Origin of the sequence: Sphingomonas paucimobilis NBRC 13935 (assembly GCF_000739895.2) — a bacterium.
Taxonomy (GTDB): domain Bacteria; phylum Pseudomonadota; class Alphaproteobacteria; order Sphingomonadales; family Sphingomonadaceae; genus Sphingomonas; species Sphingomonas paucimobilis.
Window position 1 is genome coordinate 113,364 of the sequence record NZ_BBJS01000036.1, and the last position, 17,059, is coordinate 130,422.

The window sequence follows — 17,059 nt, forward strand, 5'->3', positions numbered from 1 at the left end:
CGACCCGATGAATCTCGACGAGATCCAGCAGATTTTCTTCCAGGAATGCGAAGAAGGCCTCGGCGCGCTCGAATCCGCCTTCGCCGATCTGAAGCGCGGGCGGCATGATGACGAGACGATCAACACCGTCTTCCGCTCGGTCCATTCGATCAAGGGCGGCGCCGGGGCCTTCGGCCATGACCGGCTGCAGCATTTCTCGCACCATTACGAGACGGTGCTCGACCTGATCCGCAACGGCACGCTGCCGCTCGGTGAACCGCTGATCGACCTGATCGTCGCGGCGTTCGACACGTTGACCGACCATGTCGCGGCCGCCCGCGGCGAAGGCGCGACGCCCGCCGACCAGGGAATGCTCGACCGTCTGGCCGCCGCCGCCGAGGGCCGGGTCGAAAGCGCCGCCGAGACCGTGGGTGAGGTCGAGGCCCCCGTCGATACGCCCGCGCCCGCCGCGACCGATGATTTCGACGCGCTGTTCGCGATGCTCGAGGAACCCGCCGCCCCGGCGGCCGAGGCCGCACCGGCCGAATGGATCGTCACCGTCTATCCGGGCCCGCGCGCCTTCGATCATGGTGCCGAGCCGATGCTGGCGCTGCGCGAGTTGTCGCGCATGGGCGGTCGCACGCTGTCGGCCGATCTGTCCGACCTGCCGCTGCTCGACGGGCTGGATGCCGAGCGCGCCTATATGGGCTTCACCCTGGCGCTGCCCGGCACGACCGATGAGGACGATATCCGCGCGGTCTTCGACTTTGCCGATCCGCAATGCCGCCTGACCGTGACGCGCGCGACCGAGGATGTGTTCGCGGCGGTCGCCGCCCCGGAACCCGAAGCGGCGGCCCCTGCGCCCGCCGACGAGCCGGAAGCGGCGCCCGCACCGGTCGTGGCTGCGCCCGTGCCGCTGGCCGCCGTGCCCGCCGCACCGGCCCCGGCCGAGCCGTCCGCCCCCTCGCTCGCCGAAGTCGCCAACAGCCCGCGCGTCGCCGCCGCCGCCGCCCAGACGATCCGTGTCGATCTCGACAAGCTGGACCGCCTGGTCAATCTGGTCGGCGAGTTGGTCATCACCCAGGCGATGCTGGCGCAGCGCCTGTCCGAGAACGAGATGGGCTCGATCCCCGAGTTGTCCGACCTCGACCACCTGACGCGCGAGCTTCAAGATTCGACGATGGCGATCCGCGCCCAGCCGATGAAGACCGTCTTCAGCCGCGTGCCCCGCATCATCCGCGAACTGGAGGTCGAAACCGGCAAGCGCGTCCGCCTGGAAGTCGAGGGCGAGATGACCGAGGTCGACAAGACCGTGGTCGAGCGCATCGGCGAGCCGCTGACCCACCTGATCCGCAACGCCGTCGACCATGGTCTGGAGACCCCGGCCGATCGCAAGGCGGTGGGCAAGGATGGCGAGGGCGTGGTCACCCTGTCGGCCGCGCACCAGTCGGGCCGCATCGTGATCACGGTCGCCGATGACGGGCGCGGCATCGACCGCGCGCGCGTCAAGGCCAAGGCGATCGAACGCGGCATCATCGCCCCCGACGCGCAGCTATCGGAGGAAGAGATCGACAATCTGATCTTCGCCCCCGGCTTCTCGACCGCCGCCGTCGTCTCCAACATCTCGGGTCGCGGCGTCGGCATGGACGTGGTGCGCAAGAACATTCAGGCGCTGGGCGGCCGCATCGGCATCCAGTCCGAACTGGGCAAGGGGTCGAGCTTCTCGCTCAGCCTGCCGCTGACGCTGGCCGTGCTCGACGGCATGATCGTGACGGTCGGCGACCAGACCTTCGTCATCCCGCTGACCCACATCGTCGAGAGCCTGCGTCCCGGCATCGACGAGGTGCATTTCGTCGGCGGCCAGTCGCCGCTGCTCGACGTGCGCGGCACCTATGTTCCCGTTCACCGCGTTGGCGAGCAGCTCGGCGTCGGTGGCGCCACGCGCCAGCCCGAGGATGCGGTGCTGATCGTGGTCGAAAGCGACCAGGGCCAGGCGGTGCTGATGGTCGACTCGATCCAGGACCAGCGTCAGGTCGTGGTGAAGAGCCTGGAGGCCAACTACCGCGCCATCCATGGCCTGGCTGGCGCGACCATCCTGGGCGATGGCCGGGTCGCGCTGATCCTCGACGTCGATGCGCTGATCGGCCGCTGGCGCCGTGACGGCCGCAACGGTGGCGCCTTTATCGAAGACCTGGCCGCATGAACGCCGCCGCCGCCCTCCCCCAGCGTGAGATGGAGTTCGCCTTCTCGGCGGCCGACCATCGTGCGATCGCCGAAATGATCTATGCCGAGTCGGGCATCCTGCTGCCCGACAACAAGGCCAAGCTGATCTATGGGCGACTGGCGCGGCGGCTGCGGGCGTGCGGGCTGGAGAATTTCCCCGACTATCTCGCGCTCATCGCCGACGATCCCGAGGAACGGGCACGGGCGGTCGATGCGCTGACCACCAACCACACCTCCTTCTTCCGCGAAAATCATCATTTCGAGCATTTCCGCGACGAACTGTGGCCCGGCTTTTCGGAGCGTCTGGCCTCGGGCGGGCGGGTGCGCGTCTGGTCGGCGGCCTGTTCCAGCGGCGAGGAACCCTATTCGCTGATGATGACCATCCTGGGCACCGACACCCGCGCGGCGACCAAGCTGGCCGGTCAGGATTTCAAGGTGCTGGCGACTGATCTGTCGCCCAGCGTCATCGCCACCGCACGCGCGGGCCGCTATCCGCTCGACACCACCCGCGCCATGCCGGCCTCGATGCGCCAGGCCTGGTGCCAGCGGGCGGGCGACATGGAGGAACTGTCCCCGGCGCTGCGCGCACCGATCGCGTTTCGTGAACTCAATCTGCTTCGCCACTGGCCGATGCGGCGGCCGTTCGACGTCATCTTCTGCCGCAACGTCATGATCTATTTCGATGAGCCGACCAAGGCTCAGCTACTGGCCCGTTTTGCCGACCAGTTGGTCACTGGCGGCACCCTCTACATCGGTCATGCCGAACGCATCCCGCCGGAAGTATCGGCGCGCTTTCACTGCATCGGTCGTACCGCTTTCCAGAAAGTTTCCTGATGGCCGTTCGTACCCTGATCGTTGACGATTCCCCCACCATGCGCGCGCTGATCGCGGGGATGCTGAGTCGCGACCCCGATATCGAAGTGGTTGGTGCGGCCAATGGTCCGCACCAGGCGCGCGAGATGATCAAGGCGCTCGACCCCGACGTCATCACGCTGGACGTCGAGATGCCCGACATGAACGGGCTCGATTTCCTGGAGCGCGTGATGCGGCTGCGCCCGATGCCGGTCGTCATGCTCTCGACGCTGACCCAGGCGGGGGCGGACACGACGATCCGCGCGCTGGAGCTGGGCGCGGTCGAATGCTGTGCCAAGCCGGCCACCAACTGCCTGGACCCGCGCCTGGCCGAAAGCGTCAAGGCCGCCGCGAGCAGCCGGCGCATCCGCGTGCGCGACATGGCGCCCGCCGCGCCCGTGCCGGTGGCCAATTTCAACCCACGCGCCGGATCGCTGATCGCGATCGGGGCGTCGACCGGTGGCGTCGAGGCGCTGATCCAGGTGCTCAGCGGCTTTCCGGCCAACTGCCCGCCGACGGTCATCGTCCAGCATATGCCCGCGACCTTCACGACCAGCTTCGCCGCCCGGCTCGACCGGCTGTCCAAGCCGACCGTGGCCGAGGCGCGCCATGGCCAGCCGCTGATGCCCGGCCATGTCTATCTGGCGCCCGGCGGCACCCATCATCTGGAGGTCGGCGGCACCGACGGCCAGTATCGCGCCCGCCTGATCCCCGACGATCCGATGAGCGGCCACCGCCCCTCGGTCGACCGCCTGTTCCACAGCGTGGCCAAGAATGTCGGCGACAAGGCGGTCGGCGCGATCCTGACCGGCATGGGCCGCGACGGGGCCGATGGCCTGCTGGCGATGCGGCGCAAGGGGTCGTTCACCGTCGGCCAGGATCAGGAAAGCTGCGTCGTTTATGGCATGCCCGGTGTCGCGCAGGAGGTTGGGGCAGTGACGAAGCAATTGACGCTGACCCGCGTCGCGCCCGCGCTGATCGAGCGGTGTCGCGCATGAATCAGCCGATCACCGGGCTGGCACGGGGCGACGGCCTGCGCCGAATCAACATCATTCAGGGCGAGACCCGCGTGTCGCAGGAACGCGACGTCGTGCTGACGACCGTGCTGGGCAGCTGCATTTCGGCCTGTCTGTACGATCCGATCGCTGGCGTCGGCGGATTAAATCACTTTTTATTGGCGGAACCGGGCGCGGCGGAAACCGATCCTAAATCCATGCAGCGCTACGGTGTCTATGCGATGGAAGTTTTGATCAACGCCATGATGGCGCTCGGCGCCCAGCGACACAGCCTGAAAGCCAGGTTGTTCGGTGGTGCGACGATGCGCGACGGGTTCCGCGACATTGGCGGCGCCAATGCGCAGTTCGCGCGCCGATTCCTGGCGGACGAGCGGATCGCGCTGGTCGGTGAGGATGTCGGCGGCGTCAGCGCGCGTCGCGTCGAATTTCGTCCCGCGCTCGGGCTCGCCCGGTGCCGTCACGTCACCGACACGGCGGCACCCATGCCCCGCGTCATCCGTCCCGCCCCACCGCCGCCGCCTGCCGCGACCGGCGATGTGGAATTTTTCTAATGTCTATCGATCCTTCCAGGAAAGGCCAATTCGTGTCCCAAATCATCATGACCGTGGACGATTCGCCCAGCATGCGAATGCTCCTGCGCGCCGCGCTCACCGATATGGGGTATCGGGTGCTCGAGGCCGAAGACGGCGTTCATGCGCTTGATACGCTGGACGGCGTCACCGCCGAGACAGCCCCCGATCTGGTGATCACCGACATCAACATGCCGCGCATGGATGGTTTCGGCCTGATCGAGGCGCTGCGCCGCCAGCCCGATCATCGCAACCTGCCGATCCTGGTGCTGACGACCGAGAGCTCGGACGAGAAGAAGGCCCGAGCGCGCGAGGCGGGCGCGACCGGCTGGATCGTCAAGCCCTTCAATCCCGAAAAGCTGGCCGCGGCGATCCGCCGCGTGCTGCACTGATCCCATCCCAAGAGAGGAACCGACCATGTCGCGTCAGCTCATCACCTTTCAGCTCGGCGACCAGATCCTGGGTGTCGACATCATGGCCATCCGCGAAATCCGCGCCTGGTCACCCGCGACGCCGCTGCCCAATGTGCCGGCGCATGTGCGCGGTGTCGTCAACCTGCGCGGCGTCGTGCTTCCGGTGCTCGACCTGCGCCACCGGCTGGGCTGGGGCGTCACCGATCCCAGCGCGCGCCACGTCATCATCGTGGTGCGGATCGGCGAGCAGCTCCAGGGCCTGATCGTCGATGCGGTCAACGACATCGTCACCATCCCGCCCGAGGCGATGCAGCCGCTGCCCGACATGGGCGATGCGACCGCCGCCCATTATCTGGAAGGGCTGGCGACGATCGAACAGCGCCTGATCCTGATCCTGGCGCTCGATCGCCTGTCGGACAGCGTGACATTGACGGCGGAAGCCGCGTAATACCCCGATTCTTCAAGACGTAACGGCGTATCCGTTGGAAGGTAAATGCGTAATGGCGGACGTTAAGGTTCTGGTCGTCGACGACTCGCTGACGATGCGGGTGCTCATTTCGGGCGCGCTCGAGCGGATCAAGGGCGTCACCGTGGTCGGCGCCGCCGACGGCGCGGCGGAAGCGCGCAAGATGGTCGAACAATATCGCCCCCAGGTGATGACGCTGGACGTCGAGATGCCGGGCATGAGCGGCCTCGAATATCTTGCCGAGATCATGGAGGAGCGGCCGATGCCGGTCATCATGTTCTCGACCAAGACAGCCGCCGGCGCCGCCGATTCGATCGAGGCGCTGCGTCTCGGCGCGATCGACTGCTTCCCCAAGCCCAAGGTCGCGGTCCAGGCCGAACTGGACGAGATCATCGGCAAGCTGGGCAAGCGGATCAAGGCCGCGCGCAACGCCGACCTGAAGAAGACGAGCGCCGCCAAGTCTAAGAAGGGCAGCCCCGCGACGCCGATCGACTGGAACGGCCGTCTGCTGGCGATCGGCGCCGACGCCGCCAACACCCAGTCGATGTTCGACCTGTTCGCGACCTTCCCCGCCAACTGTCCGCCGACCCTGGTCGTGCAGCAGATGTCGCCCGGCCTGCTGACCCCGATGATCGAGCAGCTGAAGGAGCAGATCGCCCCCAAGGTGGTCGAGGCGACCGACGGCATGAAGGTGGAGCAGGGCACCATCTATTTCGCGCCGCAGGGCGAGAACCATATGGTCGTCGACACCTGGCCGAACGGCAGCTTGCGCCTGCTGGCGCGCGAGCCGGTGGCGGGCGAGCGTCCGTCGATCTCGCTGCTCTTTGCCTCGGTCGCCAAGGCGGCGGGCAGCAACGGGCTGGGCGTGCTGCTGGCGCTGGACGATGAGGATGGCTCGGCGGGCCTGCGTGCGATGCTGGCGGGCGGCGCCTATGCCATTGGCCGTTCGGAAACCGATTTCACCCTGATGAAGGGCGCCGTGACGCAGCCGGTCGGGCGCGACGCGATTTCGACCAATATCCTCAAGCTCTGCACCAAGTAAGCGCATGGGCCAGGCGGTGGGAAGGGAATATGGCATGGATCAGGAGCTTGCCCATGCACTGGCCGACGAGCTGGTCGAACTGACCCGCTCGCTCGCCGATCTGGCCTATGATCTGGGCAGCGACAGCGACACGCTGCGCCGACACATGGTCAGCATCCAGTCGGTCGACCGGATCACGCAGGCGCAACTGGCGATCGCGGACATTCTGCGCTCGGACGCGCCGGTGGCGGCGCGGATCAACAACGTCACGCTGGAAACACTGGCCGACCGGCTGCGCGAGCGGGTCGTGGGCAACGCCTGATCCCCGTACGCACCGGCGCGGGGCCGGTCAGCCGCGTGGGGTCGCCCGTACGACCTCCACCCGGTCGAGCAGCGGCCGCAGCCCGCCCAGCCATTGCCGCATCCCCTCACGCGCCTGCTCGCTCATGCTCAGCAGCGCCAGGCGCCGGTCGGTCGGATGCGGCGCGCTGTGGAACAGGCCCATGCCGATCAGCATGTTGATCCAGCGCACCGCCGTCGTTCGCGGAACGCCCGAGGCGCGGTAACAGGCGCTGGTCTCCACCTGCCGCCCCTCTTCTTCTTCCAGGAAAACGAACAACAGCATGTCGAAGGCCGGGTCGGCGAACAACGACTGGTCAAAGAAGCGGCCAATCCCTTCGCGGGCGGAACGGATCACCCGGCCAATGTCGGCGGGCGCGAGCCGCGCTTCGCTTTCGGCCCGGACCATCGTCTCCACCACATCCAGCTCGTCGCGAATCCGCCGCAACCGGTCGTCGATTCCCGTAGGCTCGGACACCGCTTCGTCCCCATAGCGGTCGCTCATGAAATCCACGCTCGGCCTCTGCTCATCCATTCCCCCGACCATTGGGCAGCACCGTTATATCTCTGCGGCTCATCCCATATTTTGCTTTGCAGCAATATAATCTACGTCACATACCCTTAGAATTGTTCGAGATTAACGAGAAACCGTCGCGGATTGATACCAAATTCCTGGACCGGGGCAGCATTTTTCCGCGCCACCTTGGATCAGAAAAACAGCTTGCGGATCGATAGCCGTACGGTGCGGCCCAGCGGGTCGAGATAGCCGGGCTGATAGCCGATCGGCACGGTTCCGGTGGCGTCGGTCACCCGCTGGCGCTGGTTGAACAGATTGTCGAACGACAGGCTGACCCGCGTACCGCGCAGCCAGGGATGCGCGCGGACGAGATCCAGCCTTTGCCCCAGATCGGCGAACAGCCGCAGGTCGACCGTCGCCAGGCTGCCGAACTCCAGGGCTTGGGGATTGGCGGTCGTCCCGCCATTGACGCGGGTCGCGCTGCGCCAATTGCCCGACATGCGCACGCCGATACCGTTATTCGTATAACCCGCCTGCGCTTCCAACTGGTGGCGCGAGCTGCCGCCATTGGCACCGATGGCATCGCCGCGCAGCAGATCGAGCACCGGGCCGCCATCGGCCACCGTCACCCGATCGGCGAGCGTCCAGGTATGGTAGAGCGCGAACTGCAACCGGCCGCCACCGCGACCCCCGCCAAAGCCGCCGCCCCGGAAACCGCCACCGGGCCGGCCGCCACCGCCGGGTCCATTGGACCCCGCCCCCGGCGCGCCATCCGGTCGACCGGGTCCGCCCTGGCCTTCCCCGCGCGGACCATCGCCGCGCCGTCCCAGGAAGTTCAGCCCGGCAAAGGGATTGGGACCGGTGCCGGCGCGATAGGCCTCGATCTCCTTCTGGATCTTGGACTTGATCGGCTTGGAGAAGTTGAAGCCCCAGCGCAGTTGCTGCCGCTCGGTCCGCGCGAAATTGATCGGCCGCGAATCGACGCGCAGCAGATTGCCGGCGGCATCACGGGTGAAACGGTCGGGAAAAGCCGCCTCGATCGCCGCCGTCGGAGTGGGGAAGGCGGCGATCGGATCGTCGGTGCCGATGCGATAGTAATTGGCCGTCAGGTTGATCTGACGGTCGCGCCAGGGCGTCAGCGTCAGCCCCAGCTTCATGACATGGCGGTTGTCGGCCACGAGATCCGGGTTGCCGCCCGTCACGGCGGTGATCGTCGCGGTGGTGCCACGCACATAGTCGAACAGGCGGACATTGGGGGTGGTGATTGTCGGATTGCCCAGTTGCTGCGCGCTCGGTGCATCCTCCTGATCGGTCCAGGACGCGATGACCCGCACGCCCTCCAGCGGCGCCCAGTTGGCGCCGTAGCCGATGGTGGTCAGCGTGCCGAAGTCCGACAGGTGATTGGCGGCCGCATTGACGTTGAGCGACAGGTCACCGATCGCCCCCAGCACCGCGCGATCGCGATTGGCGATGGGCAGGTCGAGATTGAGCTGGCCGTTGACGGTGTCGCGCGACACGTCGCCGCTCTGCTCCTGCCCGAAGCGGAAGGAGCGGCTCGAGAAATCGCTGGTCTGCCCACCGACCTTGACGCTGGCCTGCACATCCCCCGCCGGCAGCGCGAAGACACGGCCGTTGAGCAGCGCATCGACCTGCCCCGTCGACGAGGTCGAGCGCGCGAAATTGCGCGGGCCCAGCCCGATCCCATCCAGCGGCCCATAGGGATTGGCGGTCGGATCACCCGCATTCAACCGCGCCTGGAACGCCGCGATGTCGAGCCCGGTATCGGTCGCCACCCGGCTTTCGGCACGGTCATAGGCCCCCGTCACTGACCAGCGCCATTTACTGCTGAGCTGTCCGTTGAGCACCGTGCCGAAATGCGCGGTCAGGCCGGTATTGTCCTGGGTCAGCGGACCATAGGCATCGGTGAGCCGCGCAACCGTCGCCGAGGTGCCGAAGGGCGAATAGGGATTGCCGACGGGCAGCTGCAGATTGGCCGACGGCAGGCCGTTCCAACTGTTGCTCTGTGTCGCCTGCACCTCGGCGTTGAACGAGGCGGAGACATTGCCGAACAGGTTGCGCGCATAGACGATATTGGCGTCCCATTGGCGCTGCGCATTCTGCAAGGTGCGGTAAGGGGTGACGTCGGTGCTGTTGGCCGGCGTCGCGGCGAGCGCCGAGAGCGTCGGGGCCGTGGCCAGCCCGCCCGGCACGCCGACCACGCTGGGATTGGTACCGGTCAGCGCGGCGAGGCCGGGGTCGGTGGTGACGATATTACCGCCCAGCGCCGCATTGCTGCCGGGCGCGACGATATCGCGCTCCGCCTCGGTCAGACGGGAGCTTTCCTGATAATCGGTGTGGATGCTGAACCGCTTGTCACGGCGGATGGTCAGCCAGTCGAGCCGCCCCTGCCCCATCGCCGAGCCGCCCTCGGTCGGCAGCCGCCCGATCGCCTCGGCCGCCAGCGAACGGAAGCGCGGACGCAAGACGAAGTTCACCACCTTCTGATCGGCGCTATAGCCATATTTGAGCGCGACCTCCTCGGGCAGGATGTCGACGCGCAGGATCGCCTCGGTCGGCAGATCGCGAATTTCCTGAAAACCCGCAATGCGTCGCCCGTTGAGCAGGATGACGGGCGAACCACCGCGCCCGCTGGTCGTCTGCGGCGCAAGTTCGGTCAGCAGGTCGGCGACGCTCGACACGCCGTAGGAGCGGATATCGGCGGGGCTGAGTTGTTGCTCGGGCGGGATATCGCCGGGGACGGTACCGGGCTGGCGGCGCGCGGTGACGACGACATCGCCCTCTTCCGCGCCTTCGTCCTCTTCTGGTTCGGCCTGGGCGGCGGGCTTGGCGGTCTGCGGCGCGCTCGCCGCCGCTTGGGGCACGGCCTGCGTCGTCGGGGACATCGCGCTGGGCGCCGCCGGGGTCTCCGGTGCCGGCGTGGGGGCAGGTGCAACCTGCGCCTGCGCGATCGCCGGCATCGCACTCGCCAGCATCAAGCCCGCCCACAGCCGCATGTCCGTCCCTTTACCTTAAACCGAGGCTCCGGGCGTTAGGACGCAAATGTCGCACAAATGTGCCGTTCCCGGCGACAAATGTAGCGGTTCGGGGAGACCGCACTTCCTCCCCCATAGGGGGAGGGGGACCATGCGCAGCATGGTGGAGGGGTATAACCGCCAGCGATCGACCCGGCGATCGGCCGGAACACCCCTCCGTCAGGCCTGCGGCCTGCCCCCCCTTCCAGGGGAGGATATTCAGCCCGCGAACGCCTTTTCGATCACATAGGCGCCCGGCTGTGCATTCGAGCCTTCGGGGAAGCCCATCGCTTCGAACTTGGCGCCCAGCGACTTGATCATCTCCATGCTGCCGCACATCATGATCCGGTCGGTTTCCGGGTTGAAGCCATGCGCGCTGGGCAGCCCGGCGAACAACCGGCCATCATCGATCAGCGCGTCGATGCGGCCAGAGGTGTGGAACGGCTCGCGCGTGACGGTCGGGATATAGTGGAACTTCTCCGCCGCGACGTCGCCGACCAGCGGATCCTCGGCCAGCTTGCCCGCCAGTTCGTCATGGAAGGCCAGATCGCTCACCCGGCGGACCGAGTGGACGATGATCACTTCGTCGAACATGTCATAAATGTCCGGATCGCGCGCCACCGACAGGAAGGGCGCGAGGCCTGTGCCGGTCGACAGCATGAACAACCGCTTGCCGGGCAGCAGCGCGTCGGCGACCAGCGTGCCGGTCGGCTTGCGGCCGAGATAGATCTGGTCGCCCGGCTGCACCTTTTGCAGCTTGCTGGTCAGCGGGCCGTCCTGCACCTTGATCGACAGGAAATCGAGCTTCTCGTCATAGGAGGGGCTGGCCACCGAATAGGCGCGCAGCAGCGGCTTGCCGTTGTCGCCCAGCAGGCCGATCATCACGAACTCGCCCGAGCGGAAACGGAAGCTGTCGGGACGCGAGACCGAGAAGGAGAACAGATGCTCGTTCCAGTGATGGACGCTCTGAACCGTCTCGACGCTCAGCGCCGTGGTCGGGGTCAGTTCGGGCAGGGCAGTATCGGTCGACAAACCTCAAAACTCCTTTGCGCCCCGCCCCCGCCGATCGGTCGGCGGGCGGGACGGATACGTCATGTACGAATGAATCGGATGCGCCCTTACCAAGAATAGCGCAGGCTGCCTACAAAGGTCCGCGATGCCCCGTAATAGCAGCCATTGTTGAAGAAGCAGCTCGTGATGTGCCGCTTGTCGAACAGATTGGCGACATTCGCGGTGAAGCTCAGCCCCTCCATCGCCGGGCTGACACGGCCGAGATCATAGCCCAGCATCAGGTCGGCCAGCCAATAATCGGGCGACTGGAAACGGCGGACGACGGTGCGCCCCGCCGCCACGGTCGTCGCGGTGCCGTCCGATTCGCCGACATAGCGCACACCGGCTCCCAAGCTCAGGCCGCCCAGCGCACGGCCGACACCCGCCTTGCCGAGATCATAGGACAGGAAGCTCGATGCGCTCCATTGCGGCACGCCCAGCGGCCGGGTGCCGGTGACGCCGCTCAGCTGGTCGCCGGTGCCGACCACCGGCGTTCCCTGCCGCACCAGCGGGTCGTTATAAGTCGCGGCGACGATCACGTCCAAGCCCGGCGCCACCGTGCCGCGCCCGTCCAGCTCGATACCGCGCACCGATACCTCGCCGATCTGCACCTGCGAGTTGCTGGGGATATTGCCCGTGCCCGCGCGCGGATCGGCGACCGGCACGTTGCGGCGACGCAGATCGAAGGCGGACAGGGTGAACAGCGCGGTCGTGCCGCGCGGCTGATACTTCAACCCCGCCTCATACTGCCGGCCGGTGACGGGCACGAAATTGGTGCCGTCCCAGGTGCTGCCCGCCTGCGGCTCGAAACTCTCCGAATAGCTGACAAAGGGCGCCAGGCCGAACTTGGTCTCGTACAAGGCGCCCAGCCGGGTGGTGAAGGCGGTCTGGTTCAGCCGCGTCGCGCGGTTGGTGACGAGATTCTGCGTCGTCTGGCCATAGCTGTCCCAGCGACCGCTGGCGATCAGTTGCAGGCCACCGATCGCGATCTGATCCTGAAGATAGAGGCCCACCTGGTCGCGCTTGGTGTAATTGTGGGTCTGGTTCATCGGGAAAGTCGGCAGCGGCACGCCGTAAACCGGGGCGAACAGGTTCAGATTGGGGATGTTGAACACCGGATTGGCATTCTCGCCGGTGTAGAAGGCCTGATAATTCTCGCCGCGATTATGCTGCCAGTCGACCCCGCCCAGGATGGTGTGCTTGACCGGACCGGTATCGATCTTGCCGACCAGATGATTGTCGACGGTGAAGGTCTGGAACGCCTCGTCCGAGCCGCCGCCGCCGCGCTGTAGCGTCGAGAAGTCGCTGTTCGCATTGGCGCCCGTGCCACGCGTCACATAGCCCGAGCCGTAGATTTGCCGGTAATGCAGGTCGATCGCCAGATAACGCGCATTGGTGGTCCAGCTCAGCCGGTCGTTCAGGTCATGGCGGAACAGGATCGTCGCCGATTTCTGCGTCCGGTCGAACGCCTCATAGGAGGGCTCGGACGTGTTGAAGTCGACCGGAAGCACCCCGAACGGATTGGGCAGCACCGAGCCATAGACGGGCACGCCGCTATAGGAGGCGGATTCGGGATCGCGCTGATAGTTCAGGATCAGGGTCACGCTGGTCGCGTCATCGGGGGCGAAGCGCAGCATGGGGCGCGCATAGTAACGGCGATTGGCGGTTTGCTGGATGAAGCCATCCGATTCCTCGGCGCCGGCGATGATCCGGAACTGCCAGCGATCCTCGGCATCGAGCGGCTGGTTCACGTCGATCGCCGAGCGCAGCAGCGCGAAATTGCCCGTCGCCAGCTCGATCCGCCCGCCAGCCCCCACATAAGGCAACTTGCTGGTCAGGTTGACGAGCCCGCCCGGCGTCCCCGAACCATAGGTGACGCCCGCCGGGCCCTTCACCACATCGACCGACTCGACCAGATGGAAGTCGATCTGCGGGCTGGCATAGACGCCGCCGAGCAGCCGCATCCCGTCCATGAAGATGCCCGGCTGAAACCCGCGCAGGAACAGCTGATCATAGCGTGTGGCGACATTGCCGCGCTGGTTGGGCGCGACACCCGCGACATAGCCCAGCGCCTGGTTGATCGACAGCGCGTTGCGCCGGGTCAGCTCCTCCTGATCGATGGCGATGATCGTCTGCGGCGTGGCGATCAGCGGAATGTCGGTCTTGGTGCCCGACACCGCGCTCTTCTTGGCGCGTTCGCCCTCGACCACGATCTCCTCGTTGCGCAGCCGCTGAGGATCCTCGTCGTTTCGGACCGTTGGCAGGGCGATCGCCAGGCCCGGCGCGGCCCATCCCAGGACGGTGCCCGTGACACAGGCCGCCAGCAGCGTTGCGCGAAACCCCCGCATAAATTCCCTAACCTTGCTATTGATAGTGACTCTCAAATGCTGCTAAAGCGCCGCTATCACAATGACAAGGGGAAAGGTCGGGTGGCGCAAAGCCAAGCCATCAACGCAGTCGGAGCGGCCCGCTGGCGCGGCGCGATGGCCATGACGTGGCGCTGGCTGACGGCGATCCTTGGCGGCTATGCGTTCGCGGTCGCGGTGGCGATGCTGGCCGCGCGGCTGCTCCCCGTCTCGGACGCCACCACCCGCGTCGAGGCGACCGGATGGCCGATGATCCTGTCCTTCCTGATCTATGCCGCGGCAGGTCTGTGGGCCTTGCACGACATCCGGCTGGGCCGGGTCAGTGCGGGGATCTGGGGCGGTTCGATCGTGATGGCGGGGCTGCTCTGGTGGCTGGGTGTGCGGGCGTGAGCGGCATGGTGGCGGAGAGCCAGCGCGGGCTGCGCCAGACCATGGCCTGGGCGCATGGCTGGCTGGGGCTGATCGCCGGGTGGATTCTGTTCACCATGTTCCTGACCGGCACCTCGGCCTATTTCCGACCCGAAATCACCCAGTGGATGCAGCCCGAAATCCGCCCGGCCCATGCGACACCGGCCCAGGCAGCGGCATCGGCGGTCCGGTATCTGACGCGGACCGGCCCGGACGATCTGCAATGGTATATCTATCTGCCCGAGGAGCGAACGATCGCGACGCGGGTTTTTCGTATCCCCGCCAAGCCCGATCCCAAGGCGCGCGGTGGCGAGCTACAGCTCGATCCGGTCAGCGGCGCGCCGCTTTCCGCGCGCGAGACGCGCGGCGGCGAGCATTTCTATCGCTTCCACTTCCAGTTGCAATTGCCCTATCCCTGGGGCCGCTGGCTGGCCGGGCTGTGCGCCATGGCGATGCTGGGCGCGATCATCTCGGGTGTGATCACCCACAAGCGCATCTTCGCCGACTTCTTCACGCTGCGCTGGAACAAGGGCCAACGCAGTTGGCTCGACGCGCACAATGTCTCGGCGGTGCTCGGCCTGCCCTATCATGCGATGATCACCTATACCGGGCTGATCACGCTGGTGACCATGTACATGCCCTGGCCGGCATTCATGAACTACGCCAAGCCCGTCGAGTTCATGCAGGCCGCCTATGACACGCCCGCCGACGTGCCCGCCACGGGCACGCGGCGTCCGCTGGTCGCGATCGCAGCCCTGGTCCGCGATGCCGAGCAGCGGCTGGGCGGTCCCGCCACGCGGGTCATCATCCAGAATCCCGGCGACGCCGCCGCGCGCGTCTCCATCGCGCTCGCCAAACAGGGTGCGATCAGTTCGCGCACGCCCGCCGTCGTGTACGAAGGGGCGACCGGCCGCTTCGTCAGCCAGAGCGGCGATCCCGCCTCGGCGATCGAAACGGCGGGCGTGATGCTGGGGCTACATCTGGCCTCGTTCGCGGGCACGGGGCTGCGCTGGGCCTATTTCGTCATGGGGCTGACCGGCACGGCGATGGTCGGCACCGGCCTGCTGCTCTGGACCGCCAAGCGGCGCAAGCCGGGCGCGGCGCCCTTTTTCGGGCTGCGTCTGGCCGAACGGCTCAACATCGCGGTCATCGCCGCCTTCCCATCGGGCATGGCGGCCTATCTGCTGGCCAACCGGCTGATCCCCGCCGAGATGCCCGGCCGAGCTGAGGCGGAAGTGTCGGCGATGTTCTGGACCTGGGGACTCCTCGCGCTGGCACAGCTCGGCCTGCCTACACGGCGCGCCTGGACGGTTCTATTCGCCATCGCCGCTGCGGCCTGGGCTGCCATCCCCGTCGTCAATGCGCTGACCACCTCGCGCTGGTTGCTACCCTCGCTGCTCGATGGCGATCACCTGTTCGTCGCCTTCGATCTCGCCTGCCTGGCCATTGGTGTCGGCTTTGCCGCCGCCGCCCGGCTCAGCGCGCGACCTTCGCCCCACGCCCCCAACCGCACCCGCCGTTTTCCGGAGCCTGCCCATGCTTGATACGATCGTCTTGTGCTTCATCGGCTTCTGGCTGCTCGCTGCCGGCTCCTATCGCCATGCGCGCGAGGCGGGGACGCTGCACGATGCGCGGCTGCGCGGCGGATTGAAGCTGCTGGGCGGCGCGGTGCTGCTGCTGGCGCTGTCGTGGTGCGGCACCGCGATCACCGGTGAGCGGATCGTGCGGCTGCTGGGCGCGGCGTCGATCGCGGGGGTGGCGCTGAACCTGATCCTGTCGGTGCGTGGCCGAGCCGCCTTCGCACCGCTGCGCGCGGTCAACCGGCTTGTGGGTCGAACACGGACCAGCCGGTCCGCTGCACCAGCCGTTCGAGCGCCAGCGTACCAAGCTGTGAATTCCCGCGCGCGTTGAGGCCCGGCGACCAGACGGCGATCGAGGCCCGGCCGGGCACGATCGCCAATATGCCGCCGCCCACCCCCGATTTCCCCGGCAGGCCGACGCGAAAGGCGAACTCGCCCGATCCGTCATAATGGCCGCAACTCATCATCAGCGCGTTGATGCGCCGCGAGCGTTGCGGTGACACGACCGAGCGCCCCGTCCCCGGATTGATGCCCCGCGCCATCAGATAGCGCCCGGCGAGCGCCAGTTGCCGACAGCTCATCGCCAGCGCACAGAAGTGGAAATAGACGCCCAGCACCCGGTCGACGGGATGATGGAGATTGCCGAAGGCATGCATATAGTGCGCCAGCGCCTGATTGCGGTGCCCTGTCTCCATCTCGTCGCGGGCGACGGCGGCATCGATCGCGATATCCTCCTCGCCCGCCAGCGCGCGAACGAAGCGCAGCATCTCGCCGATCGCCTCGCGCGGCTCATAGCCGCCGAGCAGCATGTCGGCGACAACGATGGCACCGGCATTGATGAAGGGATTGCGCGGAATCCCCGCCTCGGTCTCTAGCTGGACGATCGAGTTGAACGCGGTCCCCGAGGGCTCGCGCCCCACCCGCCGCCAGAGCTGATCGCCGACCGCGCCCAGCGCCAGCGTGAGCGCGAAGACCTTGGAAATGCTCTGGATCGAGAAGGCCATGTCGGCATCGCCCGCCAGATGGCAGGTGCCGTCCGCCTCGACGATCGCCATGCCGAAACGGTGCGGATCGACCTGGGCCAGCGCGGGGATATAGTCGGCGGGCGTCCCCCGATCGGGCGCCTCGGCCATTTCAGCAGCGATGTCGGCGACGATGGCGGACAGGTTCATGGCTCGGTGGTGCCGTGCCCGCCCCGCTTTGTCGAGCCGCCGCGAACCCGTCACAA

16 protein-coding genes are annotated in these 17,059 nt (G+C 67.0%); 11 read left to right on the plus strand and 5 right to left on the minus strand.

Going from position 1 to position 17,059, the window contains the following annotated elements; all coding sequences use genetic code 11:
* Positions 1–7 precede the first annotated feature (7 nt).
* The 8 genes from SP6_RS12265 to SP6_RS12300 are packed head-to-tail and all read left to right on the plus strand — an operon-like array spanning position 8 to position 6,861.
* On the plus strand, positions 8–2,182 hold the full coding sequence (locus SP6_RS12265; protein WP_007404773.1) for a chemotaxis protein CheA: 2,175 nt from the start codon (positions 8–10) through the stop codon (positions 2,180–2,182).
* Positions 2,179–3,036 (plus strand): CheR family methyltransferase, encoded by an 858-nt coding sequence (locus SP6_RS12270; RefSeq protein WP_007404854.1) that lies wholly within the window; start codon positions 2,179–2,181, stop codon positions 3,034–3,036. The genes SP6_RS12265 and SP6_RS12270 overlap by 4 nt, the downstream gene beginning before the upstream one ends.
* Positions 3,036–4,052 (plus strand): protein-glutamate methylesterase/protein-glutamine glutaminase, encoded by a 1,017-nt coding sequence (locus SP6_RS12275; RefSeq protein WP_007404756.1) that lies wholly within the window; start codon positions 3,036–3,038, stop codon positions 4,050–4,052. Before SP6_RS12270 ends, SP6_RS12275 begins: the two co-directional genes overlap by 1 nt.
* Complete coding sequence (locus SP6_RS12280) at positions 4,049–4,621, plus strand: chemotaxis protein CheD (protein ID WP_007404717.1); 573 nt, start codon at positions 4,049–4,051, stop codon at positions 4,619–4,621. Before SP6_RS12275 ends, SP6_RS12280 begins: the two co-directional genes overlap by 4 nt.
* A gap of 32 nt (positions 4,622–4,653) precedes the next feature.
* Positions 4,654–5,031 carry a response regulator gene (locus tag SP6_RS12285; RefSeq protein ID WP_007404704.1) on the plus strand — a complete coding sequence of 126 codons (378 nt, stop codon included), beginning with the start codon at positions 4,654–4,656 and terminating at the stop codon, positions 5,029–5,031.
* Between the two features lie 25 nt (positions 5,032–5,056).
* Positions 5,057–5,500, plus strand: coding sequence for a chemotaxis protein CheW (locus SP6_RS12290; protein ID WP_007404841.1), 444 nt, complete (start codon positions 5,057–5,059; stop codon positions 5,498–5,500).
* 52 nt (positions 5,501–5,552) lie between these two features.
* Positions 5,553–6,560 (plus strand): chemotaxis protein CheB, encoded by a 1,008-nt coding sequence (locus SP6_RS12295; protein WP_007404869.1) that lies wholly within the window; start codon positions 5,553–5,555, stop codon positions 6,558–6,560.
* Between the two features lie 34 nt (positions 6,561–6,594).
* Complete coding sequence (locus SP6_RS12300; RefSeq protein WP_113667985.1) at positions 6,595–6,861, plus strand: hypothetical protein; 267 nt, start codon at positions 6,595–6,597, stop codon at positions 6,859–6,861.
* A gap of 27 nt (positions 6,862–6,888) precedes the next feature.
* Here SP6_RS12300 and SP6_RS12305 read toward each other — a convergent pair whose 3' ends face one another.
* From SP6_RS12305 to SP6_RS12320, 4 genes are all read right to left on the minus strand, one after another.
* A complete protein-coding gene (locus SP6_RS12305; protein ID WP_053003294.1) occupies positions 6,889–7,383 on the minus strand; it encodes a helix-turn-helix domain-containing protein in 495 nt (164 codons plus the stop codon).
* A 203-nt stretch (positions 7,384–7,586) separates the two neighbouring features.
* On the minus strand, positions 7,587–10,409 hold the full coding sequence (locus tag SP6_RS12310; protein ID WP_007404843.1) for a porin family protein: 2,823 nt from the start codon (positions 10,407–10,409) through the stop codon (positions 7,587–7,589).
* A 237-nt stretch (positions 10,410–10,646) separates the two neighbouring features.
* Positions 10,647–11,459, minus strand: coding sequence for a ferredoxin--NADP reductase (locus SP6_RS12315; RefSeq protein ID WP_007404806.1), 813 nt, complete (start codon positions 11,457–11,459; stop codon positions 10,647–10,649).
* A gap of 86 nt (positions 11,460–11,545) precedes the next feature.
* Positions 11,546–13,825 carry a TonB-dependent siderophore receptor gene (locus SP6_RS12320; protein ID WP_007404836.1) on the minus strand — a complete coding sequence of 760 codons (2,280 nt, stop codon included), beginning with the start codon at positions 13,823–13,825 and terminating at the stop codon, positions 11,546–11,548.
* 36 nt (positions 13,826–13,861) lie between these two features.
* Here SP6_RS12320 and SP6_RS12325 point away from each other — a divergent pair, with 36 nt between their 5' ends.
* From SP6_RS12325 to SP6_RS12335, 3 genes are read left to right on the plus strand one after another with little or no spacing between them, the layout of a single operon-like run.
* Positions 13,862–14,233 carry a hypothetical protein gene (locus SP6_RS12325; RefSeq protein WP_007404764.1) on the plus strand — a complete coding sequence of 124 codons (372 nt, stop codon included), beginning with the start codon at positions 13,862–13,864 and terminating at the stop codon, positions 14,231–14,233.
* Between the two features lie 5 nt (positions 14,234–14,238).
* On the plus strand, positions 14,239–15,795 hold the full coding sequence (locus SP6_RS12330) for a PepSY-associated TM helix domain-containing protein (protein WP_007404709.1): 1,557 nt from the start codon (positions 14,239–14,241) through the stop codon (positions 15,793–15,795).
* Positions 15,788–16,162, plus strand: coding sequence for a hypothetical protein (locus SP6_RS12335; protein WP_042469107.1), 375 nt, complete (start codon positions 15,788–15,790; stop codon positions 16,160–16,162). The genes SP6_RS12330 and SP6_RS12335 overlap by 8 nt, the downstream gene beginning before the upstream one ends.
* Here the strand turns inward: SP6_RS12335 and SP6_RS12340 are convergent.
* On the minus strand, positions 16,068–17,003 hold the full coding sequence (locus SP6_RS12340) for a glutaminase (protein ID WP_007404857.1): 936 nt from the start codon (positions 17,001–17,003) through the stop codon (positions 16,068–16,070). The genes SP6_RS12335 and SP6_RS12340 overlap by 95 nt on opposite strands.
* Positions 17,004–17,059: the final 56 nt, after the last annotated feature.

What these genes read in the sequence shown, in the direction of transcription:
- SP6_RS12265 (WP_007404773.1), top strand. Translation starts at nt 8, where the DNA reads ATGAATCTCGACGAGATCCAGCAGATTTTCTTCCAGGAATGCGAAGAA.
- SP6_RS12270 (WP_007404854.1), top strand. Translation starts at nt 2,179, where the DNA reads ATGAACGCCGCCGCCGCCCTCCCCCAGCGTGAGATGGAGTTCGCCTTC.
- SP6_RS12275 (WP_007404756.1), top strand. Translation starts at nt 3,036, where the DNA reads ATGGCCGTTCGTACCCTGATCGTTGACGATTCCCCCACCATGCGCGCG.
- SP6_RS12280 (WP_007404717.1), top strand. Translation starts at nt 4,049, where the DNA reads ATGAATCAGCCGATCACCGGGCTGGCACGGGGCGACGGCCTGCGCCGA.
- SP6_RS12290 (WP_007404841.1), top strand. Translation starts at nt 5,057, where the DNA reads ATGTCGCGTCAGCTCATCACCTTTCAGCTCGGCGACCAGATCCTGGGT.
- SP6_RS12295 (WP_007404869.1), top strand. Translation starts at nt 5,553, where the DNA reads ATGGCGGACGTTAAGGTTCTGGTCGTCGACGACTCGCTGACGATGCGG.
- SP6_RS12300 (WP_113667985.1), top strand. Translation starts at nt 6,595, where the DNA reads ATGGATCAGGAGCTTGCCCATGCACTGGCCGACGAGCTGGTCGAACTG.
- SP6_RS12305 (WP_053003294.1), bottom strand. Translation starts at nt 7,383, where the DNA reads ATGAGCGACCGCTATGGGGACGAAGCGGTGTCCGAGCCTACGGGAATC.
- SP6_RS12310 (WP_007404843.1), bottom strand. Translation starts at nt 10,409, where the DNA reads ATGCGGCTGTGGGCGGGCTTGATGCTGGCGAGTGCGATGCCGGCGATC.
- SP6_RS12320 (WP_007404836.1), bottom strand. Translation starts at nt 13,825, where the DNA reads ATGCGGGGGTTTCGCGCAACGCTGCTGGCGGCCTGTGTCACGGGCACC.
- SP6_RS12325 (WP_007404764.1), top strand. Translation starts at nt 13,862, where the DNA reads ATGCTGCTAAAGCGCCGCTATCACAATGACAAGGGGAAAGGTCGGGTG.
- SP6_RS12330 (WP_007404709.1), top strand. Translation starts at nt 14,239, where the DNA reads ATGGTGGCGGAGAGCCAGCGCGGGCTGCGCCAGACCATGGCCTGGGCG.
- SP6_RS12335 (WP_042469107.1), top strand. Translation starts at nt 15,788, where the DNA reads ATGCTTGATACGATCGTCTTGTGCTTCATCGGCTTCTGGCTGCTCGCT.
- SP6_RS12340 (WP_007404857.1), bottom strand. Translation starts at nt 17,003, where the DNA reads ATGAACCTGTCCGCCATCGTCGCCGACATCGCTGCTGAAATGGCCGAG.